We start from the raw sequence: 24,352 nt of genomic DNA, 5'->3' as shown, positions 1-24,352 counted from the left end.
GACGAACGCCGGGCGGAGGTCCGCCGTGATGCCTTCGTTCCGGCGTGATCGAGCCGTGCCGTCGTGCTGCGTCCGTGCCCGCCGTGATCCACCCGTTAGAGAGCGGCGGGCAACCGTTTCCCTTTGTCCTACGTCAAGTTGAGCGAGAGGACAGGTAAGCGTCCCCATCTCGGGGTATCCGCCTGTCCAGCCCTCGGAGTGTCGGGCCATTCCGATGGCGTAGAAGTTCCTACCGCCCGGTTGCCCCACCCTTTCGTACCCCCCCTAGACTGAGCTTCCAGCACAGGTGGCTACACGCTCGAAAGGCGCCCCCGTGTCCATCGGCAACTCCCCTGAAGACGAGCGTCCCTTCCCAGACGAGTCCCAGGAAGCCCGAATCTCCGTGGGCCGTGCCCTCCATCAGGCGCGGATCGCGGCCGGGCTCACCGTGGACGACGTCAGCAGCGCCACTCGTGTCCGCCTCGCCATCGTGCACGCCATCGAGGCGGACGACTTCGGCCCCTGCGGCGGTGCCGTGTACGCGCGCGGCCACATCCGAAACCTGGCCAGGGCCGTCCATCTCGATCCCGAGCCGTTGGTCGCCCAGTACGACGCCGAGCACGGTGGCCGGCCCGCGCCCACCCCCGCCGCACCCCTGTTCGAGGCCGAGCGGATCCGCCCCGAGCGCCGGGGCCCCAACTGGACCGCGGCGATGGTCGCCGCGATCGTCGTGGTGATCGGTTTCGTCGGCTTCACCGCGGTCAAGGGCGGCGACGGCGGAAGCGACTCCAAGTCGCAGCTCGCCGAGGGCTCCGCGTCCGCCGCCGGCAAGGCCGCCTCGCCCGCGCCCACCAAGGCCAAGCCCGTCGACCCGGCTCCGGAGCCCAGTGACAGCGCCATCGCGGCCGCTCCGCAGGACAAGGTCACCGTGCAGGTCAGCGCGCCCAACGGACGCAGCTGGATCTCGGCCAAGGACCACAACGGGCGGATGCTCTTCGACGGCCTGCTGGACAAGGGCCAGTCCAAGACCTTCCAGGACAGCGCCAAGATCAACCTGATCCTCGGCGACGCCGGCGCGATCGAGCTGTATGTGAACGGCAAGAAGATCGAGGACAACTTCCGGCCCGGCGCCGTGGAGCGCCTGACGTACACCAAGGGCGACCCGGTCGCGGGCTGATCCGGCCCGCCGCGCGCCCCGCCGACGGGGTCGGCCGACGTCGGCCAACCCCGTCGACAGGGGCTGTCGGTGAGACAAAGTACTCTTGAGCCCATGCCTGAACGCCGTACCGTCGCACTCGTCACTCTCGGCTGCGCTCGTAACGAGGTGGATTCCGAGGAGCTCGCAGGCCGTTTGGAGGCGGACGGCTGGCAGCTGGTCGAGGACGCCGAGGACGCCGACGTCGCCGTCGTGAACACCTGTGGCTTTGTCGAGGCCGCCAAGAAGGACTCCGTCGACGCCCTCCTGGAGGCCAACGACCTCAAGGGCCACGGCAGAACCCGGGCCGTCGTGGCGGTGGGCTGCATGGCCGAGCGGTACGGCAAGGAACTGGCCGAGGCGCTCCCCGAGGCCGACGGCGTGCTCGGCTTCGACGACTACACCGACATCTCCGACCGCCTCCAGACCATCCTGTCCGGCGGCATCCACGCCTCGCACACCCCGCGCGACCGCCGCAAGCTGCTGCCGATCAGCCCGGCCGAGCGCCAGGACCAGGCCGCCTCGGTCGCGCTGCCCGGCCACGGCCCCACCGACCTGCCCGAGGGCCTGGCGCCCGCCTCGGGCCCCCGCGCGCCCCTGCGCCGCCGGCTGGACGGCGCCCCGGTCGCCTCGGTGAAGCTCGCCTCCGGCTGCGACCGGCGCTGCTCCTTCTGCGCCATCCCGTCCTTCCGCGGCTCCTTCATCTCCCGCCGCCCCAGCGATGTGCTCAACGAGTCCCGCTGGCTGGCCGAGCAGGGCGTGAAGGAGATCATGCTGGTCTCCGAGAACAACACGTCGTACGGCAAGGACCTCGGCGACATCCGCCTGCTGGAGTCCCTGCTGCCCGAACTGGCCGGGATCGACGGCATCGAGCGGATCCGGGTGAGCTACCTCCAGCCGGCCGAGATGCGCCCCGGGCTGATCGACGTACTGACCTCGACGCCCAAGATCGCGCCGTACTTCGACCTCTCCTTCCAGCACTCGGCGCCCGCCGTGCTGCGCTCCATGCGCCGCTTCGGCGACACCGACCGCTTCCTGGAACTGCTCGACACCATCCGCTCCAAGGCCCCCGAGGCCGGTGTGCGCTCCAACTTCATCGTCGGCTTCCCCGGCGAGAGCGAGGGGGACCTCGCCGAGCTGGAGCGCTTCCTGAACGGCGCCCGCCTGGACGCCATCGGCGTCTTCGGCTACTCCGACGAGGAGGGCACCGAGGCGGCCACGTACGACAACAAGCTGGACGAGGACGTCGTGGCCGAGCGGCTGGCCCACATCTCCCGGCTCGCCGAGGAGCTGGTCTCGCAGCGCGCCGAGGAGCGCGTCGGCGAGAGCGTGCACGTCATGGTGGAGTCGGTGGACGAGGTGGAGGGCGTGTACGGCCGCGCCGCGCACCAGGCGCCCGAGACCGACGGCCAGGTGCTGCTCACGAGCGGCGAGGGCCTCGCCGTGGGACGTATGGTCGAGGCGAAGGTGGTCGGTACGGAGGGTGTCGACCTGGTGGCCGAGCCGCTGACCGGCTCGCTCGCGTGTAGTGAGGAGGCGGGCAGATGACCGGAGTCCCGGCATCCGCCGCGGGCGGCTCCTCCGGCGCGCAGGGCGCGCGGGGCACCGCCGCCGCTGCCGACGGCGTTGCGTCCGAGGTCTCCGGTCCCGCGTCCGCCCCCGGCCGGTCCGCTCCGGCCGGCCCGTCTGCTCCCGGCCGCCCCGCCGGCGCCGACGCCACGGCCGAGGGCAGGCCCGCGCGCGGTGGCAAGATCACGGCCGCGGCGGTCAACCAGGCGAGCGTGTGGAACGTCGCCAATCTGCTGACCATGCTCCGGCTGGTCCTGGTGCCGGGTTTCGTGGCGCTGATGCTGGCGAACGGCGGCTACGACCCGGCCTGGCGCTCGCTGGCCTGGGCGGCCTTCGCCGTCGCGATGATCACCGACCTGTTCGACGGTCATCTCGCGCGCACCTACAACCTGGTCACCGACTTCGGGAAGATCGCCGACCCCATCGCCGACAAGGCGATCATGGGGGCGGCGCTGATCTGTCTGTCCTCCCTCGGCGATCTGCCGTGGTGGGTGACGATCGTGATCCTCGGCCGGGAACTCGGCATCACACTGATGCGTTTTCTGGTCATTCGCTACGGCGTGATCCCGGCCAGCCGCGGCGGCAAGCTGAAGACCCTGACCCAGGGCGTGGCCGTCGGCATGTATGTGCTGGCGCTCACCGGGTGGCTGGCCACCCTGCGGTTCTGGGTGATGGCAGCGGCGGTCGTCCTGACCGTCGTCACCGGTCTCGACTATGTAAGACAAGCCATTGTGCTGCGCAGGCAGGGAATCGCCGAGCGCGCGGCGGCGTTGGAGGAGACGGAAGCGTGAGTTCCCCGGCCACCGAACTGGTGCGACTACTGACAGTGAGGGGCGAGACCCTCGCGGTCGCCGAGTCGCTCACGGGTGGCCTGGTGGCGGCGGAGATCACCGCGGTACCCGGAGCCTCCAAGGTGTTCCGGGGCTCGGTCACCGCCTACGCCACGGAACTCAAGCACCGGCTGCTGGGCGTCGACGCCGCCCTGCTGGAGCGGTGCGGAGCGGTGGATCCGCAGGTCGCGGCCGAGATGGCGGCCGGGGTGCGCAAGGCTCTGGACGCCGACTGGGGCATCGCGACCACCGGGGTCGCGGGACCCGACCCGCAGGACGGGCAGCCGGTCGGCACGGTCTTCGTGGCCGCTGACGGGCCGCTGACGCCCCCCGCGCCCTCCGCCGGTGGCGGAAAAGTGGAGGCCCTGCGGTTGAACGGCAGCCGTACGGAAATCCGTAGAGAGAGTGTACGGAGCGTACTCGCCCTGCTCCTGGAGCGGATCGCGGGCGAACAGTTCGGGAATGAGCGGACGCAGGATACGGAACGGAACGGGGGGTTTTGATGTTTGCAGCCCTGAGTGAACACGACATCGCTCCCCGCACGGCCGCAGCGCGAGGCGGTACGGTGGGGCGAGAAGGATGCGGCTACGCGGTCCGAGGAGGGAGCCACCGATGATTCTGCTCCGTCGCCTGCTGGGTGACGTGCTGCGTCGGCAGCGCCAACGCCAGGGCCGTACTCTGCGCGAAGTCTCCTCGTCCGCCCGAGTCTCACTCGGCTATCTCTCCGAGGTGGAGCGGGGGCAGAAGGAGGCTTCCTCCGAGCTGCTCTCCGCCATCTGCGACGCGCTGGACGTACGGATGTCGGAACTCATGCGTGAAGTGAGCGACGAACTGGCGCTCGCCGAGCTGGCCCAGTCCGCCGCGGCCACCGAGCCCGTACCCACGCCGGTCCGTCCGATGCTGGGTTCCGTCTCGGTGACCGGTGTGCCACCGGAACGGGTGACCATCAAGGCACCCGCGAAGGCGGTGGACGTGGTCGCCGCCTGATCTACGCGGCGCCGCGCCCGACGGGCACAGCCAGACACAGCCAGACACAGCCAGACATGGACGAGGCCCCGGCCGGGCTTCTCGGGAAGATCCCCGGGAAGCGTGGCCGGGGCCTCGTGCCGTACGCCCGTATGCGCCCGGTGCTGTACATCCGTATGTGTGTATGTATGCGCTCCGATGCGTCCGTTTGCCGGGTTTGGGTGGGGCGGTCATGGTGGAGGGACATGACGGCCGTGGGGGTCGTCGGAGCGCCGGAGGAAACGGATGTACGTCGTGAAGAGCCCGTTGGCCGACGCGGACCTGAAGGCCGTGGCCGAGGCGCTGCAAGGCGCCCTGGTCGACCTGGTGGACCTGTCCCTGGTCGCCAAGCAGATCCACTGGAACGTCGTCGGGCCCCGCTTCCGTTCCATCCACCTCCAGCTGGACGAGGTCGTCGCCTCCGCCCGCACCCACTCCGACACGGTGGCCGAGCGGGCCTCCGCGCTGGGCGTCCCGCCCGACGGCCGCGCCGCCACGGTTTCCTCGACCAGCGGCATCAAGACCACCCCGTCCGGCTGGATCAAGGACGGGGACGCGGTCGGGGCGATGGTGGACGCCCTCGGCTCCGTCATCACCCGGATGCGGGAGCGCGTGCACACCACCGAGGAGCCGGACCCGGTGTCCCAGGACATCTTCATCCAGATAACCGCCGACCTGGAGAAGCATCACTGGATGTTCCAGGCGGAGAACGCGTAGCGTCCGCCGGTGCCGCCGGGTAGCGGGTGCGAGCCGGCGTCCGGCGGGAGGTGGCGCGCATGACGGGGCGGGCGGTGCGCCGGACGCTGGCGCTGGCATGCGGCGCGCTCTGGTGGTGGGCCGTACTGCGGCTCGCCCTCGGGCAGGGCGCGGGCGTGCTGGAAGCCGCCGTCGCGGCCGGCGGCTGGGGGCTCAGCGTGCTGCCGGTCCACTGCGCGCCCAAGGAGAAGGCGGAGGGGGCGTTGGCCCCGGGGCGGTGGGCTACGGCATGGCGGGCGGGGGAGGCCGGTACCGGTACCGACGCCGACGGGCTGCCCCTGCGGGGGCGTACGGGGGAAGTCCCCGAGCCGTGAGCCGTCGGGTTCGGCGGGCGTGTCGGTCGGGTGCGTCAGCCGGGGGTACGACGGTGCCGCTCGCGCCGGCGCTGGGGGGTGCCCGGCGCCGGGGCGGGGCCGGTCTGGCAGGTGGGGCACCAGTAGGTGGGGCGTTCCTGGGAGCCGTCGCCCTGGTCGGCCACGCGGACCTGGGTGCGGCAGCGCAGACAGGGGCGGGGCGCGCGGCCGTACACGAACAGGTCCTGGTGGCGCAGGCCCGTGGTCTGTCGGACCGGGCGCTCGCGGTTGGCCTCCAGCAGCCGGTGCGCGAGGCCGGGCAGCTTCTCGGCGCGGTCTGCGGGGAGCGCGCCGACCGGCAGCCAGGGGGTGACGCCGAGCAGGAAGCACAGCTCGCTCTTGTAGACGTTGCCGATCCCGGCCAGATTGCGCTGGTCGAGCAGGGCCTCGCCGAGGGGGCGGGCGGGGTCCGTGCGCAGATTGGCCAGCGCGCGCTCCGGATCCCAGTCGGGGCCGAGCAGATCGGGGCCGAGGTGGCCCACCACCCGCTCCTCCTCGGTGGTGCGCAGCAGTTCGAGCACGGGGAGGCGGTAACCGACGGCCGTGCGGTCGAAGGTGCCGAGGATCACGCGGATCTGGTACCCGGGACCGCCACGCCAGCGCTCGCCCGTGCCGTACACCTTCCACGCGCCCTCCATGCGCAGATGTGTGTGCAGGGTCAGGCCGCCCTCGAAGCGGGTGAGCAGGTGTTTGCCGCGCGGAACCGTGCTCAGTACCCGGCGGCCGGTGAGATCGGCGGTCGCGTATTTCGGCACCCGGAAGTCGCTACGGGTGAGCACCTCACCCGCGAGCGCCTCGTGCAACCGCCGCGCGGCCTGCCAGACCGTGTCACCTTCGGGCATGGGACAAGGGTGCCATGGGGAGGGAGGCGGGGTGGGCGGGGAGAGGGCGTTGGTGGAGGGGGATGGGGGGTGACCTTCTGGAGGGGCTGGGGGCGGCCTTCTGGAGTGGGCTGGAGGCCCTCGGTACGGCGGTCGGCCGGACGTGTCCGGCTTTTCTGCCCCTCGGCTCCCGCCCCTCCCGGGCTCACGCCCTCAGGCGCAGCCCCCGTGGTGTGGCCACGAAGCCCGCCGCCTCCAGCAGGGTGCCGATGGGGGAGGTCAGGGCCGGGGTGCCGTTGATCCGTTCCACGGTGACCGTGCCGAGGGAGCCGGCGCGGGCGGCGGCGGCCAGGGCTTCGGCGGCCGAACGCAGCCGGGGGTCGTCCGTGGCGCCGGTGTCCGGAGCGATCGGCCAGGCGAGGAGGGTCTTGCCGCCGCGCTCCATGTACAGGGTCAGCTCGCCCTCCACCAGGACGACCAGGGAACCCGCCTTGCGGCCCGGCTTGTGCCCGGCGCCCGTCGGCGGCTCGGGCCAGGACAGGGCCGCGCCGTAGGCGTTCGCCGGGTCCGCCGCGGCGAGGACGACGGCACGGGAGTCGGGGGAGCGGTCCCGGCCGCGACTCCGCTGCGGGCCCCGGTCCCCCCAGGGGGAGCCCGAACCATAACCGGTGGATCCGCCGCCGCCCCGTGGGCCGCCGTAGCCGGGGGCGGAGAAGGGGTCGGTGAGGTCGCGGGGGGAGTCGTGGCCACCGGCGTCGGCCGGTGGCCAGGTGAAGTCGCCGTCGAGACCGGGGTGGGCGAAGCCCGCGTCGGCGCCGGAAGGGGACGGGCTGTGGCCGTGCGGATCGCCGTCGACGCCCGGGAAGCCGTTCGGACCGGTGAACCCGGGTGCCGGGAAGCCGCCCGCCGGGGCGGGCAGGGACTCGCCCCGGTCCCGCGCGGTGGACACCGCGCGCAGCCGGTCCACCGCGCCGTCCATGGCGAACTGGGCCGCGCCGAGCCCCTCGACCACGTAACCGCGCCTGGCCTGGCCGCTGTCCTCGAAGGCGGACAGCACCCGGTACACCGCCGAGAAGCCGCCCTCCACGCCCTCCGCGGCGACCGCGCCCCGGGTCACCACGCCGTGCCGGTCCAGCAGGGTGCGGGCCAGGGCGTGCGCGCGCACGGTGGGGTCCGGCTCGGCCGCGGGCAGCAGGGACCAGCGTCCCGCGACGGTCGGCGGGCCGGTACGGGAGGCCGTACGCGCCGCGGCCGTCAGTGAGCCGTAGCGCCCGCGCGGCACGGCGCGCTTGGCGCGGTGGGCGGTCGAACCCGCCGTACGGCCCGAGCCCAGCAGGGAACGCATCGGCGCCAGCGTGTCGTTGGTGAGCCGGCCCGACCAGGCCAGGTCCCAGAGGATGTCGGCCAGTTGGGGATCGGTGGCGTCGGGATGCGTGGTGGCGCGGACCTGGTCGGCGATCTGCCGGAAGAACAGGCCGTAGCCACCGGACAGCGCGTCCAGGACGGACTGGTGGAGCGCGGTCAGCTCCAGCGGGTGCGGCGGCGGGAGCAACAGCGGTGCCGCGTCCGCCAGATAGAGGGAGACCCAGCCGTCCTTGCCGGGCAGCGCGCCCGCGCCGGCCCACACCACCTCGCCGGCCGCGGTCAACTCGTCCAGCATCGACGGCGTGTAGTTCGCCACCCGGGACGGCAGGACCAGCTTCTCCAGCGCGGAGGCGGGCACCGAGGCGCTCTGCAACTGCTCGACGGCGCGCACCAGTCCGTCGACGCCCCGCAGGCCGTGGCCCTTGCCGATGTGCTGCCACTGCGGCAGGAACTGGCCGAGCGCGGCGGGCGGTACGGGCTCCAGTTCCTGCCGCAGGGCCGCCAGGGAGCGGCGGCGCAGCCGTCGGAGCACCGTGGCGTCGCACCACTCCTGGCCGATGCCCGCCGGATGGAACTCGCCCTGCACCACCCGGCCGCTCGCGGCGAGCCGCTGGAGGGCGCCGTCGGTGACCGCGGCGCCCAGGCCGAAGCGGTCGGCGGCGGTGGCTGAGGTGAACGGGCCGTGGGTACGGGCATAGCGCGCGAGGAGGTCGCCGAGGGGGTCCTTGACCGGTTCGGTGAAGGCCTCGGGGACGCCGACGGGCAGGGCGGTGCCGAGCGCGTCGCGCAGCCGGCCCGCGTCCTCGATCGCCGCCCAGTGGTCGGCGCCGGAGATCCGGACCTTGATCGCCCGGCGGGCCCCGGCCAGCTCCCGCACCCAGTGCGGATCGGCGCCCCGCGCGACCAACTCGGCCTCGGTGAGCGGGCCGAGCAGCCGCAGCACATCGGCGACGCCCTCCACGTCCTTGATCCGGCGGTCCTCGGTGAGCCACTGGAGTTCGCGCTCCAGCTCGGTCAGCACCTCGGCGTCCAGCAGCTCGCGCAGCTCGGCCTGTCCGAGCAGTTCGGCCAGCAGATGGGAGTCCAGGGAGAGCGCGGCGGCCCGGCGCTCGGCCAGCGGGGAATCGCCCTCGTACAGGAACTGGGCGACATACCCGAACAGGAGGGAACGGGCGAAGGGGGACGGCTCCGGGGTGGTGACCTCGACCAGGCGGACCTTGCGGGACTCGATGTCGCCCATCAGTTCGGCCAGGCCCGGTACGTCGAAGACGTCCTGGAGGCATTCGCGGACGGCCTCCAGGACGATCGGGAACGAGCCGAACTCGCTCGCCACCTGGAGCAGTTGGGAGGCGCGCTGGCGTTGCTGCCACAGCGGGGTGCGCTTGCCGGGGCTGCGGCGCGGCAGCAGCAGGGCGCGCGCGGCGCATTCCCGGAACCGGGAGGCGAACAGGGCCGAGCCGCCGACCTGTTCGGTGACCACCTGGTCGACCTCGCCCTTGTCGAAGGCGACGTCCGCCGCGCCCACGGGCGGCTGCTCGCCGTCCGCGGGGAAGGGCGCGCCCGGCTTCATGGGCTCCTGGTCGAGCAGGTCCAGGCTCATCAGGTCGGCGTCGGGCAGGCGCAGCACGATGCCGTCGTCCGCGTGCATCACCTGGGCGTCCATGCCGTACCGCTCGGACAGCCGGGCGCCGAGCGCGAGCGCCCAGGGGGCGTGCACCTGGGCGCCGAAGGGGGAGTGGACGACGACCCGCCAGTCGCCCAGTTCGTCCCGGAAGCGCTCCACGACGATCGTACGGTCGTCCGGGACATGGCCGCAGGCCTCGCGCTGCTCCCGCAGATACGCCAGTACGTTGTCCGCCGCCCACGCGTCCAGGCCCGCGGTGAGCAGCCGCAGCCGGGCGTCGTCCTCGGACAGCGAGCCGACCTCGCGCAGGAACGCGCCCACCGCGCGGCCCAGTTCGAGCGGGCGGCCCAGCTGGTCGCCCTTCCAGAACGGCAGCCGGCCCGGCATGCCGGGGGCGGGGGAGACCAGGACCCGGTCGCGGGTGATGTCCTCGATGCGCCAGGTACTCGTGCCCAGGGTGAAGACGTCGCCCACGCGGGACTCGTAGACCATCTCCTCGTCCAACTCGCCGACCCGGCCGCCGCCCTTCTTGGGGTCGCTGCCGGCGAGGAAGACCCCGAACAGGCCGCGGTCCGGGATGGTGCCGCCGGAGGTGACGGCCAGCCGCTGGGCGCCGGGGCGGCCGGTGACGGTGCCGGCCACGCGGTCCCACACCACCCGGGGGCGCAGTTCCGCGAACGCGTCCGAGGGGTAGCGGCCCGCGAGCATGTCGAGGACCGCGGTGAACGCCGACTCCGGGAGCGAGGCGAAGGGGGCCGCGCGGCGGACCATGGCGAGCAGGTCGTCGAACTGCCAGGTGTCCAGGGCCGTCATGGCGACGAGCTGCTGGGCGAGCACGTCCAGCGGGTTCGCGGGCACCCGCAGGGACTCGATGGCGCCCGAACGCATCCGCTCGGTCACCACGGCCGCCTGCACCAGATCGCCCCGGTACTTGGGGAAGACCACACCGGTGGAGACGGCGCCCACCTGGTGCCCGGCGCGGCCGACACGCTGGAGGCCGGAGGCCACCGAGGGCGGCGACTCCACCTGGACGACGAGATCGACGGCGCCCATGTCGATGCCCAGCTCCAGGCTGGACGTGGCGACCACGGCGGGCAGCCGGCCCGCCTTCAGGTCCTCCTCGACCAGCGCGCGCTGCTCCTTGGACACCGAGCCGTGGTGCGCCCGGGCGATCACCGGGGGCGCGCCCTGGGCCGCGCCCGAGCCGCCCATCAGCTGGGCGGGGGAGTGGTGCTCCGCCAGCGGCTCGCCCGTCGCGCGCTCGTACGCGATCTCGTTGAGCCGGTTGCACAGGCGCTCGGCCAGGCGGCGGGAGTTGGCGAAGACGATGGTGGAGCGGTGCGCCTGGACCAGGTCGGCGATCCGCTCCTCCACATGCGGCCAGATCGACGGCCGTTCCCCGCCGTCGGCCGCGTCGGTGGCCGGGGAGCCGCCCAGCTCGCCCATGTCCTCGATCGGCACGACCACCGAGAGGTCGAACTCCTTGCCGGACTCCGGCTGGACGATCTCCACCTTGCGGCGCGGCGAGAGATAGCGGGCGATCTCGTCCACCGGGCGCACGGTCGCCGACAGGCCGATCCGGCGGGCCGGCTTGGGGAGCAGTTCGTCCAGGCGCTCCAGGGTGAGCGCGAGATGTGCGCCGCGCTTGGTGCCCGCGACCGCGTGGACCTCGTCGAGGATCACCGTCTCCACGCCCGTGAGCGCGTCGCGGGTGGCCGAGGTCAGCATCAGGAAGAGCGACTCGGGGGTGGTGATCAGGATGTCCGGCGGCCGTGTGGACAGCGCGCGGCGCTCGGCGGCCGGGGTGTCGCCGGAGCGGATGCCGACCTTGATCTCGGGTTCCGGCAGGCCGAGGCGCACCGACTCCTGGCGGATGCCGGTCAGCGGGCTGCGCAGATTGCGCTCGACGTCGACCGCGAGGGCCTTCAGCGGCGAGACGTACAGCACCCGGCAGCGCTTCCTCGGGTCGGCCGGGGGCGGGGCCGCGGCCAGCTGGTCCAGGGCGGCGAGGAACGCGGCCAGTGTCTTGCCGGAACCGGTCGGCGCGACCACGAGCACGTCCGAGCCCGCCTGGATGGCCCCCCACGCGCCCGCCTGGGCCGCGGTGGGCGCGGAGAACGCCCCCGTGAACCAGTCGCGGGTCGCGGGGGAGAAGCCGTCGAGGGCCCGATGCGCGGAGCTGACCATGCGTCCATCCTGCACCCGACCACTGACAATCGTGCTGACCTGCGCAAATGCCTCGCCGTCGGGGGATGGGCGAGGGGCGGGACGCGACCGGCGCGGCGGACAATGGGCCCATGGCAGGCACGGCTGGACGGCAGGACGACCGCCCGCCCCGCGACCGGGCGGGACGGGCGGTGGAGCGGGCGCGGCACTGGCGCTACGAGGAACTGCCCGGCGTCGATCTGCTGCGCGCCCGCTACGTCCACAAGACCTTCGTCCGGCACACCCACGAGAACTTCGTGATCGCCGCCATCGCCGACGGCGTCGAGGTGTTCCACCACGGCGGCTCCGACGTCTCCGCGGGCGCGGGGGCCCTCGCGCTGGTCAACCCGGACACCCCGCACACCGGCCGGGCCGGGGTACCGGAGGGCTGGCGGTACGGCGCGGTCTACCCCGCGCCCGAGGTGGTGGCGGCGATAGCGGCGGAGACCAGCACCCTGCGCGGCGCCCCCGGCTTCATCAGCCCGGTCCTCGACGACCCCGCCACCGTCCGCCTCGTCCACGAGGTGCTCCGCGCCGCCGAGGAGGGCAACGCGCTGGCCGCCGACACCCTGCTCCGGGTCGCCGTGACACGGCTGCTCCGGCTGAACGGCGGCACGCTGCCCGAACGGCGGCCGCGCACGGCCGGGGCCCGGATCGCGGCCCGCGCGCGGGCCGTGCTGGAGGAGCGCATGGCCGAGCCGCCGACCCTGGAGCGGCTCGCCACCGACCTCGGGACCAGCCCGTTCGCGCTGCTGCGGGCCTTCCGCGACAGCTATGGCATGCCACCGCACGCCTGGCTGACCGACGCCCGGGTGCGCCGCGCGCGGCTCCTCCTGGACACCGGCACCCGGCCCGCCGAGGCGGCCGTCGCCGTGGGCTTCACCGACCAGCCGCACCTCAACCGCCACTTCGCCCGCATCGTCGGCGTGCCCCCGGGCGCCTATCAGCGGGAGCGCAACGGCGTACGCGGACGCCCAGACGCACCGGGGCGCAAGAATGTACAAGACTCGGACTGACGTTCGCCCGTAGCGTCCCGTGCGTGACACACCAGCAGACAGCATCAGTGGACAGGGCGGACGGGCCGGACGGCGCGGCCAAGCCCGACGCGGCGGTCGTACGGGACGCCCTCGGGGTCGGCGTCGCCGTGGGACTGTCCGGATTCGCCTTCGGGGTGACCTCGGCCGGCGGCGGGCTCGGGCTTCTCCAGACCTGCGCGCTCAGCCTTCTGGTGTTCACCGGCGCCTCCCAGTTCGCCCTGGTCGGAGCGCTGGCCGCCGGGGGCAACCCGTACACCGCCGCGGCCGGGGCCTTCTTCCTCGGCGTACGCAACGCCTTCTACGGGCTGCGTCTTTCCCAGCTCCTCGCCCTCCCGCGCGCGGTGCGGCCCCTCGCCGCCCAGTGGGTGATCGACGAGACGACGGCGGTCACCCTGGCGCAGCCCACCCGGCGCGCCGCGCGGATCGGCTTCACGGTCACCGGAGTCAGCCTCTACGTGCTGTGGAACCTCACCACCCTGCTGGGCGCCCTGGGCGCCAAGGCCATCGGCGACACGCGCGCCTGGGGGCTGGACGCGGCCGGTCCCGCGGTGTTCCTGGCCCTGCTCGCGCCGATGCTGAGGACGGCCGCCGAGCGGGCGGTCGCGGGCCTCGCGGTGCTGCTGGGGCTCGGCCTGCTGCCCGTACTCCCGGCCGGTGTGCCGGTCCTGGTGGCGGCGCTGGCCGCGCCGCTCGCCCTGTTCGTGTCGGGGCGGCGCGGACCCCGTGACCCACAGGACCGGGACGCGATCTCGCGGGACAACGCCATGGAGGAGGGCCGGTGAACACCTGGATCGCGATCGGTCTGACCGTGCTCGGCTGCTACGCCGTCAAGCTCGCCGGCCTGCTGGTACCGGCGCATGTCATCGAGCGGCCCGTCGTACGGCGGCTCGCCGCGCTGCTGCCCGTCGCCCTCCTCGCCGCGCTCACCGCACAGCAGACGTTCGCCCAGGGGCACACGCTGATGCTGGACGCCAGGGCCGCGGGGCTCGGGGCGGCGGCCGTGGCCCTGGTGCTGCGGGCGCCGTTCCTGGTGGTCGTCGGCGCGGCCGTCCTGGTGACGGCGGGCGTCCGGGCCCTCGGCGGCTGAGCGGTCGTACCGCCATCGGGTTCGAACCGCCATCGGGTCCGGACCGACACCGACACCGAGCCCGGACCGGCACAGCAGGTCGTACCCGGCACCAGGTCGTACCCGGCACCGGACCGGACTCGGCACCGGGACGGACTCGGCACCGGGACGGGTCGGCACCAGGGCCCGGCGCCGGGTTCGAGCCGGATCAGCCCACGAAGCGGCCGTACGCCCGCAAGGTGCACAGCGCCTCGATCGTCACCATGGCGCGTGTCTCGAACGCGGGGACCGCTGCCCAGGGACGGCGGCGGAGCGGCCAGCCGCCGTCCTCCTGCTGCCCGGCGGCCAGGTGGTCGAGGGAGCGGGCCATCTCGTCGTCGGTGAACCAGGCGCGCGCGAGCGAGGCGGGGCTCCTGGCGAAATCGTGCGGGAAGTGGCGCGGCCCCGGTTCGCCCCGGTGCGCCGCCTGCTGGGGAACACGGCGCTCTCCCGCGGCCTGGCCGGGCACCACCGGGCGAGCCGGGTCCAGCGCCGCGAGCCGCTGTGCGCGCACCAGGCGGCCGAGCCGGTCCGCGGCGGCCTCCGCGCGCGGGCGGTCGGGAACGGAGTCCAGGAAGGCCACGGCGGCCAGCACCTCGTGAGGACGCGGATTCTCCAGGTTCGCCACGGCCTGCCAGCAGAAGTCGGTGGCCCGGAACAGCCAGGCGTGCCACACCTCGTTGCGGTGCAGCAGCCCCACCACCGGGCCGGTGGCGGGCAGCGAGCCGCGGGAGCCGGCGTGGGCGGGCGTGTCCGAGCCCGTGGGAGCGCCCTGGACGAACGGCGCCGCCGGATACCCGCGCCCGCTCGGATGGACCGCCGGCAGCGCGCCGTCCGCCGTCGACACGGAGGTCAGATAGCGGCACACCCGCTCCACGCGCTGCCCGCCGCACCGCCCGACGGCGTCCAGGACCCGCAGCGCGTGGGCGGTGTGCAGGGGCTGGCTCACGGGCCCGCGCAGATCGGGCTCCAGGGCGTGCCCGTACCCGCCGTCCTCGTTGCGATAGGCGTCCAGCGCCGCCTCCACCGCGTCCGGGGCGCCGCGCAGGAAGTGGTACGCGAAAAGGCGCTGCTCCAGCACGCGCGCGGTGAGCCACATGAACTGCTCGGCGCTGAAGAGCGGGGAGCGCGCCGGGGGCGTGCAGGGGAGTGGGGAAGCTCCGGTTTCGGCCATGCGTCAGACCGTAGGACGGAACGCGGTCCTGGCAAGCGGTCCCGGGCGGGGCCCACTCTCAGGAGCGGGGTACCGGGTTCACGTAGTTGACGGTCTCTTGGAGTGCCTGTGTTCCATGTCCTTCCTTGTCACGCGTACGACGGCGCCGCGAACGCGAGGACCGTGTTGTGGCCGCCGAACCCCAGGGAGTGGCTGAGGGCCAGGCGGACGGACTGGGCACGGAGAGCGCGGGTGACGATGTCCAGGCCGGCGGTGGTGTCGTCGGGGACGGCGAAGTTCGCCGTGGGAGGCACGGTCCCGTGCGCGATGGTCAGGACGGTGACGGCGGCCTCGATGGCGCCCGCCGCTCCCATGGTGTGCCCCAGGGCGCCCTTCGCCGAGGTGACCGAGGGCGGCCTGCGGGCGTAGAGGTCTCTGATCACGGCCGCCTCCACCGCGTCGTTCAGGCGCGTGCTCGTCCCGTGGGCGTTGATGTGGTCGACGTCGCCGGGGCCCGCGCCCGCGCCCGCCAGGGCCGCCCTGGTGGCCGCCCGCAGCCCCGCCCCCTCGGGGTGCGGCGCCGTGGGATGGTGGGCGTCACTGGTGCTGCCGTGGCCGGTGAGCAGCGCCGTCGGCACGGCCCCGCGAGCCCGTGCGTGCGGCTCACGCTCCAGGATCAGGACGCCGCAGCCCTCCCCCAGGACGAAGCCGTCGCGGTCCTTGTCGAAGGGGCGCGAGGCGTGTTCGGGTTCGTGCTCCCGGCGGGACAGGGCGCCGAGTTTGGCGAACGCGGACGCGCACAGCGGGGTCACCATGGCGTCGGTCCCGGCGGCCACGGCGATGTCACAGGCGCCGGCGGCCAGCAGCAGGCAGGCCGTGACGGCGGCCGTCGCGCCCGAGGCGCAGGCCGTGGAGGTCTGGAGCGAGGGGCCCGTCGTGCCCAGTTCCAGGGCGAGTTGGCCCGCCGCCATGTTGGGCAGGAACGCGGGCAGCGTCATCGGGGAGAGGACACCGTGACCGGCGGTGAGCAGCTTGCGGTGCTGGGCCTCCAGCGTGCCGACCCCGCCCGCCGCCGTGCCCACGACCACCGCCACCCGCGCCGCATCCCACTCCGCCGGTTCCAGACCGGCGCTGTCCAGGGCCTCCCGGGCGGCGGTGAGCAGGAAGCGGGTGGCGGGGTCGAACCGCCACAGCCGGCCCGGACCCGCGGCCGGCGGGGGCACGCGGCACGACATGGCCACCGGGCCGCCGTCCAGGGCGGGATCGGCGCGTGCCGCCGAGCCGCCCGCGCACAGGCTCTCCCAGGTGGGGCCGGCTCCGATGCCGCCCGGGGTCACCAGTCCGAGCCCGGTGACGGCGATCCGGTCGCTCACCGTCCGCTTCCGTCGTGCGGCACCGGCTCGGCCGGCAGGCCCAGTTGTCCGCTCACCGCGCCGGCCACCTCGGCGACGGTCAGCTCCGCGGACGCCGCCGAGTCGTCCAGTGCGATGCCCCACTCCTCCTGGAGGGTGACGTAGAGCTCCACCACGGCAAGGGAGTCCAGGTCGAGTTCGCCGAGGGTGGCGGTGGGCTCGACGCGGTCGGCGGGGACCTCGAACTTGTTGTGCAGCAGGGTCACAAGACGGTCGTAGACACGGTTCACGAGTCGCTCCTCGAAGACGCGAAGGGGTGGTCGGCAAAGTGCGGTTGTTCCGACAAGGGGGTGACATCGGGCCAGTTGAGGGCGGCCGAGGCCCAGGTGAGTCCGCCGCCGAAGGCGGTCAGCAGCGCGCGTGCGCCCGGTTCGACGCGGGCGTGCACCGAGGGATCGGCCAGCACCAGCGGGACGGAGGCGGCGGCGGTGTTGCCGAGGTCGGCGATGTTGCCGAACCGGTAAGCGGGGGCGATGCCCAGCCGGTCCGCGACCGAGTCCAGGATGCGCTGGTTGGCCTGGTGGCCGACGAAGGCCCGTACGGTCTCCGGCGCCCAGCCGGCCCCGTGCAGCGCGGCGGCGGCGGACCGGGTCATCCGGCGGACCGCGTGCGCGTACACCGCGCGGCCCCGCATCCGGAAGTAGTGCCCGTCCGGGTCGCTGCCGGGCAGGCGGCGGGGGTGCCGGGAGCCGCCGTAGGGGATGGTGATGAGATCGCCGCCGCTGCCGTCGGAGCCCAGGTCGAGGGCGCCCACGGCGCCGGGTTCGTCGGCGTGGCCCGCGGTGACGAGGACCGCGCCCGCGCCGTCCCCGAAGATCGGCGCGGTCTCCCGGTCGAGGGGGTTGACGATGGTGGTGTAGGTGTCCGAGGCGATCACCAGCACCGCGGCGCAGGTGCCGGACCGGATCAGCGCGGTCGCCATGGCCAGGGCGTACAGGAAGCCGGAGCACACCGCGGAGAGGTCGAAGGCCGGTATGCCGTCCAGGCCGAGCCGGTGCGCCACGACGGGCGCGGTGGCCGGGCAGGGGTGGTCGGGCGTGCCGGTGGCCAGCAGCAGCATCTGGGGGCGCCGGTCCCCGGCGGAGGCGAGGGCCGCCCGTCCGGCGCCGACGGCGAGGTCCCCGGTGCTGGTCCCGGCGTCCGCGTGGCGCCGGCGCGCGATGCCGGTGCGCTCCCTGATCCAGGTGTCGTCCGTGCGCAGCCCGCCGCGCGCGATCACGGTGTCGTTGTCGACCACGCGCGGCGGGAGGCAGGCGCCGATGCCGGTGACGACGGCGGTGGTGGTGTCCAGGGGGTGCGTGGGGGTGTCGAGGGTTTGTTCCAAGGGTGGTCACTCACTCCGCTGCGAAGGGCGAGGGGGGCTTGGGGTGGCCGGCCAGTCCGCCGTCGGCGACGGACAGCCCGCCGTCCACGACGAGGGCGTGCCCGGTGACCATGGAGGAGGCGGGGGCGGCGAGGAACAGCGCGGCGCCGACCACCTCGTCCGCGTCGGCCCAACGGCCCATCGGGACATGGCTGGTGAGCCAGTCGGACACCGGGCCCGGCGCGCTGGCGAAGGCGGTCATGTCGGTGCGGGTCCAGCCGGGGCACAGCGCGTTGACGCGGATCCCCTGCCGTGCCCAGCCGACCGCGAGGCTCCGGGTGAGCGATATCTGGGCCGCCTTGGTCGCCGCGTACGCCTCCATCATCGGGGCGCCGACGATCCCGGCGGCCGAGGACATCAGGATCAGGCCGGCGCGCGAGGACTCGGTCAGGTGCGGGTACGCGGCCCGGCACAGGGCGGCCGTGGCGTTGAGATTGACGGCGACGACCGCCTCCCAGTCCTCCTGGCGGGCGTGCTGGAGCGGGGCCAGCAGGGGGCTGCCGTCCTCGGCGGTCGGCAGGGTGCCCGCGTTGTGGACGACGATGTCCAGGCCGCCCAGCGCGGCGCTCGCCCGGTCGACCAGCGTCTCGGCGACGCCCGGCCGGGCGAGGTCCCCGTCCAGGGCGACCGCCTTGCGGCCCCGGTCCCGCACCGCGCGCACGGTGTCCTCCAGGGCGGGCAGGCTCCGCGCGGTCAGCGCCAGATCACATCCGGCGTCGGCGAGCGCCTCCGCGACCGCCTTGCCGATGCCCCGCGAGGCGCCGGTCACCAACGCGCGCGCGTCGTCCAGGCGGAACAGGTCCATGGCATGCGTCGAGCGGTCCGTGGCGTTCGCGGAAGGGCTTGTGACGTTCATCGAACGGCTCCTTGTGAGGTGGGCCGTCCGGCCGCCCGGTCGGCGGACGGTACGGATTCCGGGCCGGCCGCGGGGTCCGCGGCGACGGCGGGCGCGCCGCTCCAGGTGAGCAGTGCGCTGCCCCAGGTCATGCCGGCGCCGAAGGCGGCCAGCAGGATCCGGTCGCCGGGTTTCAGCGGCCGGGTGTCGACGGCGCGCGCCAGGGCGTACGGCGTGCTGGCGGCGCCGATGTTGCCCACCTCGTCCCCGACGACCACCAGGCGGTCGCCGGGGATGCCGAGCTCGGCCCCGATCCGCCGCAGCAGCACGGGGTTCGGCTGGTGGGCGACGACACAGTCCACGTCCTCCAGGGCCAGTCCCGCCCGGTCGAGGGCGTCGGTGATCAGGCGGGGGAAGACGTCCGTGATGAACCGGCCGATGGCGCGGCCGTCCATGCGGATGAAGTGGTCGCGTCCGGCGAGCGTGGCCGCGCTTGCCGGACGGCGGCTGCCACCCGCGGGGATGAGCACGCGGTCGGCGAGCGCGCCGTCGGACCCCAGGCTGAACTGCGCGAACCCCTCGGGCCCGGCCACCGGTCCGAGTACGGCGGCCGCCGCCCCGTCGGCGAACAGTACGGCGGTGCCCCGGTCGGCCGGATCGAGGAACCGGGAGTACGCCTCGACGCCGACGGCGACCGCGTACCGGGTGCCCCCCTCGGCCGTACGCAGCCAGTCGTGGGCCACCTTGGCGGCGAACAGCCAGCCCGAGCAGGCGGCGCTGACGTCGAGCGCGACCGCGCGCCCGGCCCCGGTCAGCGTCTGGATCCGGCAGGCGGTGGCCGGGCCCAGCTCGTCGGGGGTCGAGGTGCCGCAGATCAGCAGGCCGATGTCGGCCATGTCGAGACCGGCGGCCCGGACCGCCGCACGGACCGCGTGCGCCGCCAGGTCGGAGGCGGCCTCGCCCGGGGCGGCGACATGGCGCGCGTGGACCCCCGTGCGTTCGCTGATCCACTCCGGTGTGACACCGGCGCCTTCGGCCACCTCCGCGTTGGTGCGGACCGTGGAGGGCAGGTACGTACCCATGCCCAGGACGCCGATACGGCGGGTGTACGTCATGTGATGGCTCCTCGGGTCCAGGTGAGCGTGGCCCGCAGCGCGGCGTTGTAGTCGGCCGCGGCCAGTGGGGCGTCCGTCGCGCCGTCGCCGTGCACGAACGCCTCGGTGAGCAGGGGAAGATGCGGGCGCAGTTCGTCGCAGAGGTGGTCGATGACTTCGGTGAGCGCCTGGATGTCCGCCGGCCGCAGCGTCTCGTGCGCGAGCAGCGAGCCGGACCAGCGGCGGGCGGCCATGGCCCCGTGCAGGGCGGCCAGCGCACCCAGGACGGTGCGCGCGCTCTCGTCGCGGACCTCGCCGAGCACGGTGACGACGTCGTCGGCCATCAAGCCGTCGGCGTACAGCTCGCCCAGCAGGCCCGCGTCCTCCAGCAGCGGGTTCCAGGCGTCGAACGGGGAACCGTGCTTCAGGACGCGCAGCCGCGCCGCGAGGTGTGCGGCGAGCCCGGCCCGGTGCGTGCGCGCGACTTCCGGCCACCAGGACGGGGAGGTGACCGGGGGCCACGCCGCGCCTTCCGCCGCGCCCCCGGTCGGCGCGTCCGCGTCCGCGCTCTCCTCGACCAGGGAGCGCCCGATGTCGTACAGGATGAGCCGGCTGTCGCCGCCCGCCGCGTCGAAGGCGTGGTGGAAACCGTGGTAACCGGCCAGCCGGTTGACGTCCAGATGACCGGAGAAGCCGCACCTGCGCTGGCATTCCGCGCTGACCTCGGCGGCGAGCCGTACGGAGGCGGCCTTGTAGGCGGCGAGCGGCCGGTTGACGGCGGTCCACGGAGTGAACCCCATCGTGTCGGTGTCATCATCGCGCGAGGGTGCGGCGAGGGACTCCGTCCACAGGGCGCGCGCCCCGTGCGCCGCGCAGGTCAGGGCGAAGGCGTCGGCCAGCGCGCCGAGGATCGCGCGCTGCTGGGTCCGGTACGACAGCAGCGGCACGCCCGGCGCCAGCCGGCTCTGGGTCCGGCGCTGCCGCGCGTAGTTGACCGCCTGTACGGCGGACTGGCGGGCGGTCGCGGCGGCCACGGCCGGCATGAGCGCCCACAGCCCCTGGCCCACCCGCAGGGTGCGCTGGAGCCGGCGCTCGGTCGATCCGGCCGGGTCGTGGAACGTGCCGTCCGCACCGATGACGGCCCCGTCGGCCAGCCAGTGCGCGTCGGGCACCCGCAGCCGCCGGAACCGTACGAGGACGTAGTCCAGGGGCAGCGCGCCCAGGCCGATCGGCGACGACAACTCGACGCCGGGCAGCGGTCCGGCGCGGTCGGTCAGGTCGACGACGAAGCCGAAGACCCCCCGGTCGGTGCCGTCGGTGAACAGCCGGGCGAGCACCACCGCCGTCTGGGGGACGTCCAGCGTGCCCGCGCTGCCGAATTTGGCCGCCTCCGCGTCCGGCGTGTCCAGGACGAACTCCCCGGTGGCCGGGTCGTACGCGGCACGGGTCCGGGTCGCCAGATGGCTGTTCGCCCGACCGGCCTCGGTGATCAGGTAGACGCCCTTGGCGCGGCCGGTGGTGAGGTCCGCCATGCGCTGCGCGAGGGGTTCGTGCCGATTGCCGCGGTGGTCGTGCCGCTCGGCCGGGCGCCCGGGCCGCTCGGCGAGCTGGGCCATGGAGCCGAGGCAGAGCGTGTGGTGCACCAGCGCGGCCAGGCACAGCGGCGGGTCGGTGACGGCGGCCCAGGCATGGACGGCGGCGAGCCGCGCCGGGTCCTCGAAGAGCTTGTCCGGGGCCGGGAGGGTTCGGCCCATCAGGCCCAGGTCGCGGAGCAGCCGGGCGCCACTGGAGGAGCGGGTGCCTGTACCGGTGCCTGTGCCTGTACCGGTGCCGGTGTCGGTGCGCGGCTCGGAGAGGCTTTCGGGTGGACATGGGCCGTGCAGGATCCGGTGCAGTTCGGCGCAGGCCGTGACGGGCATGGTGTCGGTGAGCATGGGTGGGCCTCCGGGGGAAGAGGGGGTCACCGGGGGAGGGCGCTACTGGGGGAAGGGGGGTGTCACCAGGGGAAGTCGGGGTCCGCGAGCGGCGCGTGCACGGGCGGCCCGCCGCACGGGTCCAGCACCCGGCGCGCCGCGGCCGCCAGCGCGTCCCCCGTGCCCGCTTCGAGGAGCATGTCGGGGCGGCAGGTGTGCAGTTGGTGCAGCACGGTGGGGACGACGGCGGGTTCCACCAGGCAGTCGGCCAGGCCGAGGCGCAGATCGTCGTCCGGCCGGTAGGGGCGCTGGGCCACGGCGGAGAACACCGGGCAGCGGGCCGTCGACCAGGGGTAGGCGAGCAGCAGACCGGCGAACGCCTCGGCCTGCGGGGCGAGCGCGGGGTGGTGCGAGGAGAACGGCAGTCGCAGCCGAACGGCGGACGTGCCCCGTTCCCCGGCCGTCTTCTCCACCCGGACCAGGTCGGCCACCGGGCCGGACACCACCACCGTGCGGTCGTCGTTGACCACGGCCACCACGGTCTCCCCGGCCCCGGCCGCCGTGAGCAGCCGGCCGGCGTGGTCCGCCGCGCAGCCGAGCACGGTCAGCCCGCCCGGGCAGAAGGCCAGGACCCGCGCGAGGTCGAGGGCCGCGCGCGCCCCGTCCGCCACCGTGAGCACACCGGCGGCGGCAACCGCCGCGATCTCCCCGAAACTGACGCCGACGACCGCCGCCGGCGGCCCGTAGGCGCGGCTCAGGGCCTGGTGGACCGCCATCGAGGCGCCGTACGCGGCGAGTTGGAGGGTTCCGGCGGGCGCCTCGGCGAGTTCGCGCGCGCTCGGCGGCCGGGAACCCAGTAAACGTGATGCGAGAAGGGGCAGATCGTGTTCGGCGGCTATGTCGTCGAGCTGTCCGAAAACCTCGCCCACGGCCTCGCGTACGACGTCGGCGGTCCGTACGGCGCGGACGAGAGAAGTGACGGAGAAGTCACCTTGCCCGGGGAACAGATGAACGGGACGCTTCCCTGAGGGCCGGGAAGGAAGTCCGTGGGTGGAACGGGTGTACATCGGGCACTTTCCTTCGATCAAGGGGGCGATGCACGCGGGACGTGTGGTGGGGGGTCCCGCAGGGCTGTGGTCGCCGCGGCTCTTGGCACATTCCGAGCCTGCCGGAACCGAACGCGTGCATATGGCCCCGCAAGGGGGCGAACCTGTTGAACCCGAAATGGCGTTGAACGTTCGTACTGACGACCGGTCGCTCGGGACAGGAAGAGCAACGTGCGATCGCCCCGTACTCCGAACCAGGCCCTGCGGATCCTGCTGGCCGAGGCAGGCTGGAGCGGCGCCCGGCTCGCCCGCGAGGTCAACGCCCTGGGTGCCGCCCAGGGCACCCCGTACCACTACGACCGCACCACGGTCGCCCACTGGCTGGCGGGCAGCCGGCCGCGCCCTCCCGTGCCCCAGCTGGTCGCGCAGGCCCTCTCGCGACGCCTCGACAGGCGGGTACGGGCGGATGACACTGGGCTCCTCGCCCCCGGCCGGCCGAGCCCCGACGGGGAGAGCACGGGCGAAGGAGGCGCCGTGGCACGCCTTGACCGGATACTGCACGGCACCTGCCGCTGCGGTCTCGCCCTGGCCGACCCCTACGCCCTGCCGAAGGCGGGAGGACCGGACGAGCCCCCGCTCACCGGATCGCCGCCCCCCGCGCCCGGATCCGGCCCGCCGACCCGTATCGGCATGAGCCAGGTGGCCTCCGCCCAGGAACTCCTGACGCTCTTCTCACGGACGGACAGCACCTTCGGCTCCGGCGCGATCCGCGTCCCCCTGCGCCAGTACCTGTCGACCACGCTGCTGCCTTGGCTGAGATGCGACATGAAACCAGCCGTACGGCGGGAGTTGTTCACCGTGGCCGCCCAGCTCGCCTACCTGTGCGCGTTCGCCCACTTCGACATGAACCACCATGCCGCCGCCCAGCGCCTGTACCTGACGAGCATCCAACTGGCCACGGAGGCGGGCGATCCGATAGGGCGGGCGCTCGGACTGCGCGGCCTGAGTGTGCAGGCGCACGCCCTGGGGCGCTTCACGGAGGCCCGGGACCTGGCCGAGGACGCCGTACGCATCGGCGCCCGGTACACGCCACCGCACCAGCAGGCCTTCCTCTACGGACAGTTGGCGGTGGCGCGCGCGGGGGCCGGCGGGTCCGGGGCCATCGGCCTGCTCACCTCGGCCGAACGGTGCCTGGAGAGATCCGCGAGCGGCGACACCTCCGTCGGCGCCTTCCACCAGGGCTCCCTCGCGCTCCAGCGGGCCGTCGTGGCCAGGAGTTCCGGTGATCTCAACGGCGCCGTCCGCGCCCTCCAGCTGTCCCGGCGGCACCGGCCCGCCGAGGAGTGGCGCGCCGCGGCGCTGGGAGCCGCCGAACTGGCCGAGACCCAGCTCTCGGCCGGCCACCTCGACCAGGCATGCCACACCTGGCAGGACTTCCTCGACGTGTACCCGCACATCCGCAGCGCCCGCGCCGACGACCGGCTGCGCGGCCTGCACGCCTCGCTCCGGCCGCACTCGGCCCACCCCGCCGCCGCGGCGGTCCTGGCCCGCGCCCGTGTGATGCACTCCCGGGCCGGCCACGACCAGCGCGACGGCAAGGGCGACGACAACGGCAACGGCCCCTCCCGGGCCGCTCGTTGATCCCATAGCACGAGAACCCGTCCGCGTCCCGGCCCGACTGCTCCAGCAGAG

At 74.0% G+C, this 24,352-nt stretch carries 21 protein-coding genes; 11 read left to right on the top strand and 10 right to left on the bottom strand.

Features of this window, described 5'->3' with window-relative positions; translation table 11 throughout:
• Positions 1 to 313: 313 nt before the first annotated feature.
• From QHG49_RS09960 to QHG49_RS09930, 7 genes are all read left to right on the top strand, one after another.
• A complete protein-coding gene (locus QHG49_RS09960; protein WP_145492551.1) occupies positions 314 to 1,156 on the top strand; it encodes a helix-turn-helix domain-containing protein in 843 nt (280 codons plus the stop codon).
• Positions 1,157 to 1,249: 93 nt separating this feature from the next.
• Positions 1,250 to 2,722 carry a 30S ribosomal protein S12 methylthiotransferase RimO gene (rimO, locus tag QHG49_RS09955; RefSeq protein ID WP_301488710.1) on the top strand — a complete coding sequence of 491 codons (1,473 nt, stop codon included), beginning with the start codon at positions 1,250 to 1,252 and terminating at the stop codon, positions 2,720 to 2,722.
• Entirely contained in the window at positions 2,719 to 3,534 is an 816-nt protein-coding gene (gene pgsA / locus QHG49_RS09950; RefSeq protein WP_301488708.1) for a CDP-diacylglycerol--glycerol-3-phosphate 3-phosphatidyltransferase, read from the top strand. Before rimO ends, pgsA begins: the two co-directional genes overlap by 4 nt.
• Positions 3,531 to 4,076, top strand: coding sequence for a CinA family protein (locus QHG49_RS09945; RefSeq protein ID WP_301488706.1), 546 nt, complete (start codon positions 3,531 to 3,533; stop codon positions 4,074 to 4,076). The genes pgsA and QHG49_RS09945 overlap by 4 nt, the downstream gene beginning before the upstream one ends.
• Before the next feature lie 109 nt (positions 4,077 to 4,185).
• The gene (locus QHG49_RS09940) at positions 4,186 to 4,560 is read left to right on the top strand and encodes a helix-turn-helix domain-containing protein (protein WP_070026017.1); all 375 of its coding nucleotides are present in this window, start codon (positions 4,186 to 4,188) and stop codon (positions 4,558 to 4,560) included.
• Between the two features lie 264 nt (positions 4,561 to 4,824).
• Complete coding sequence (locus QHG49_RS09935; RefSeq protein ID WP_145492561.1) at positions 4,825 to 5,295, top strand: Dps family protein; 471 nt, start codon at positions 4,825 to 4,827, stop codon at positions 5,293 to 5,295.
• A gap of 59 nt (positions 5,296 to 5,354) precedes the next feature.
• The gene (locus QHG49_RS09930) at positions 5,355 to 5,648 is read left to right on the top strand and encodes a hypothetical protein (RefSeq protein ID WP_301488700.1); all 294 of its coding nucleotides are present in this window, start codon (positions 5,355 to 5,357) and stop codon (positions 5,646 to 5,648) included.
• A gap of 35 nt (positions 5,649 to 5,683) precedes the next feature.
• Here QHG49_RS09930 and QHG49_RS09925 read toward each other — a convergent pair whose 3' ends face one another.
• Both QHG49_RS09925 and QHG49_RS09920 read right to left on the bottom strand, forming a co-directional pair.
• Positions 5,684 to 6,529 (bottom strand): Fpg/Nei family DNA glycosylase, encoded by an 846-nt coding sequence (locus QHG49_RS09925; RefSeq protein WP_301488699.1) that lies wholly within the window; start codon positions 6,527 to 6,529, stop codon positions 5,684 to 5,686.
• Positions 6,530 to 6,713: 184 nt separating this feature from the next.
• Entirely contained in the window at positions 6,714 to 11,684 is a 4,971-nt protein-coding gene (locus tag QHG49_RS09920) for an ATP-dependent helicase (RefSeq protein ID WP_301488697.1), read from the bottom strand.
• Between the two features lie 110 nt (positions 11,685 to 11,794).
• Between QHG49_RS09920 and QHG49_RS09915 the strand changes: the two genes are divergently transcribed.
• Genes QHG49_RS09915 through QHG49_RS09905 form a run of 3 tightly spaced genes read left to right on the top strand, consistent with a single transcriptional unit; the run spans position 11,795 to position 13,826 of the window.
• Positions 11,795 to 12,718 (top strand): AraC family transcriptional regulator, encoded by a 924-nt coding sequence (locus QHG49_RS09915; RefSeq protein WP_301488694.1) that lies wholly within the window; start codon positions 11,795 to 11,797, stop codon positions 12,716 to 12,718.
• Positions 12,719 to 12,741: 23 nt separating this feature from the next.
• Complete coding sequence (locus tag QHG49_RS09910) at positions 12,742 to 13,521, top strand: AzlC family ABC transporter permease (RefSeq protein WP_301488692.1); 780 nt, start codon at positions 12,742 to 12,744, stop codon at positions 13,519 to 13,521.
• Positions 13,518 to 13,826 (top strand): AzlD domain-containing protein, encoded by a 309-nt coding sequence (locus tag QHG49_RS09905; protein ID WP_111580776.1) that lies wholly within the window; start codon positions 13,518 to 13,520, stop codon positions 13,824 to 13,826. Before QHG49_RS09910 ends, QHG49_RS09905 begins: the two co-directional genes overlap by 4 nt.
• A gap of 187 nt (positions 13,827 to 14,013) precedes the next feature.
• Here QHG49_RS09905 and QHG49_RS09900 read toward each other — a convergent pair whose 3' ends face one another.
• From QHG49_RS09900 to QHG49_RS09865, 8 genes are all read right to left on the bottom strand, one after another.
• Entirely contained in the window at positions 14,014 to 15,018 is a 1,005-nt protein-coding gene (locus tag QHG49_RS09900) for a hypothetical protein (RefSeq protein WP_201300677.1), read from the bottom strand.
• Between the two features lie 128 nt (positions 15,019 to 15,146).
• On the bottom strand, positions 15,147 to 16,370 hold the full coding sequence (locus tag QHG49_RS09895) for a beta-ketoacyl synthase (protein ID WP_301488688.1): 1,224 nt from the start codon (positions 16,368 to 16,370) through the stop codon (positions 15,147 to 15,149).
• On the bottom strand, positions 16,367 to 16,639 hold the full coding sequence (locus QHG49_RS09890) for an acyl carrier protein (RefSeq protein WP_145492572.1): 273 nt from the start codon (positions 16,637 to 16,639) through the stop codon (positions 16,367 to 16,369). Before QHG49_RS09890 ends, QHG49_RS09895 begins: the two co-directional genes overlap by 4 nt.
• The gene (locus QHG49_RS09885; protein WP_301488686.1) at positions 16,636 to 17,733 is read right to left on the bottom strand and encodes a beta-ketoacyl-ACP synthase III; all 1,098 of its coding nucleotides are present in this window, start codon (positions 17,731 to 17,733) and stop codon (positions 16,636 to 16,638) included. The genes QHG49_RS09890 and QHG49_RS09885 overlap by 4 nt, the downstream gene beginning before the upstream one ends.
• A 10-nt stretch (positions 17,734 to 17,743) precedes the next feature.
• A complete protein-coding gene (locus QHG49_RS09880; RefSeq protein WP_159705610.1) occupies positions 17,744 to 18,628 on the bottom strand; it encodes an SDR family NAD(P)-dependent oxidoreductase in 885 nt (294 codons plus the stop codon).
• A complete protein-coding gene (locus QHG49_RS09875; RefSeq protein ID WP_301488682.1) occupies positions 18,625 to 19,722 on the bottom strand; it encodes a 3-oxoacyl-ACP synthase III family protein in 1,098 nt (365 codons plus the stop codon). Before QHG49_RS09875 ends, QHG49_RS09880 begins: the two co-directional genes overlap by 4 nt.
• On the bottom strand, positions 19,719 to 21,635 hold the full coding sequence (locus QHG49_RS09870) for an acyl-CoA dehydrogenase (protein ID WP_301488680.1): 1,917 nt from the start codon (positions 21,633 to 21,635) through the stop codon (positions 19,719 to 19,721). Before QHG49_RS09870 ends, QHG49_RS09875 begins: the two co-directional genes overlap by 4 nt.
• 62 nt (positions 21,636 to 21,697) lie before the next feature.
• Positions 21,698 to 22,681: an ACP S-malonyltransferase gene (locus tag QHG49_RS09865; RefSeq protein WP_159705616.1), complete on the bottom strand. Its 984-nt coding sequence runs from the start codon at positions 22,679 to 22,681 to the stop codon at positions 21,698 to 21,700.
• 210 nt (positions 22,682 to 22,891) lie between these two features.
• Here QHG49_RS09865 and QHG49_RS09860 point away from each other — a divergent pair, with 210 nt between their 5' ends.
• Entirely contained in the window at positions 22,892 to 24,301 is a 1,410-nt protein-coding gene (locus tag QHG49_RS09860; RefSeq protein WP_301488676.1) for a hypothetical protein, read from the top strand.
• Positions 24,302 to 24,352 lie beyond the last annotated feature (51 nt).

Origin of the sequence: Streptomyces sp. WP-1 (genome assembly GCF_030450125.1) — a bacterium.
In the GTDB taxonomy this organism is placed as follows: Bacteria; Actinomycetota; Actinomycetes; order Streptomycetales; family Streptomycetaceae; genus Streptomyces; species Streptomyces incarnatus.
This window is presented reverse-complemented; position numbering and strand designations above follow the sequence as displayed.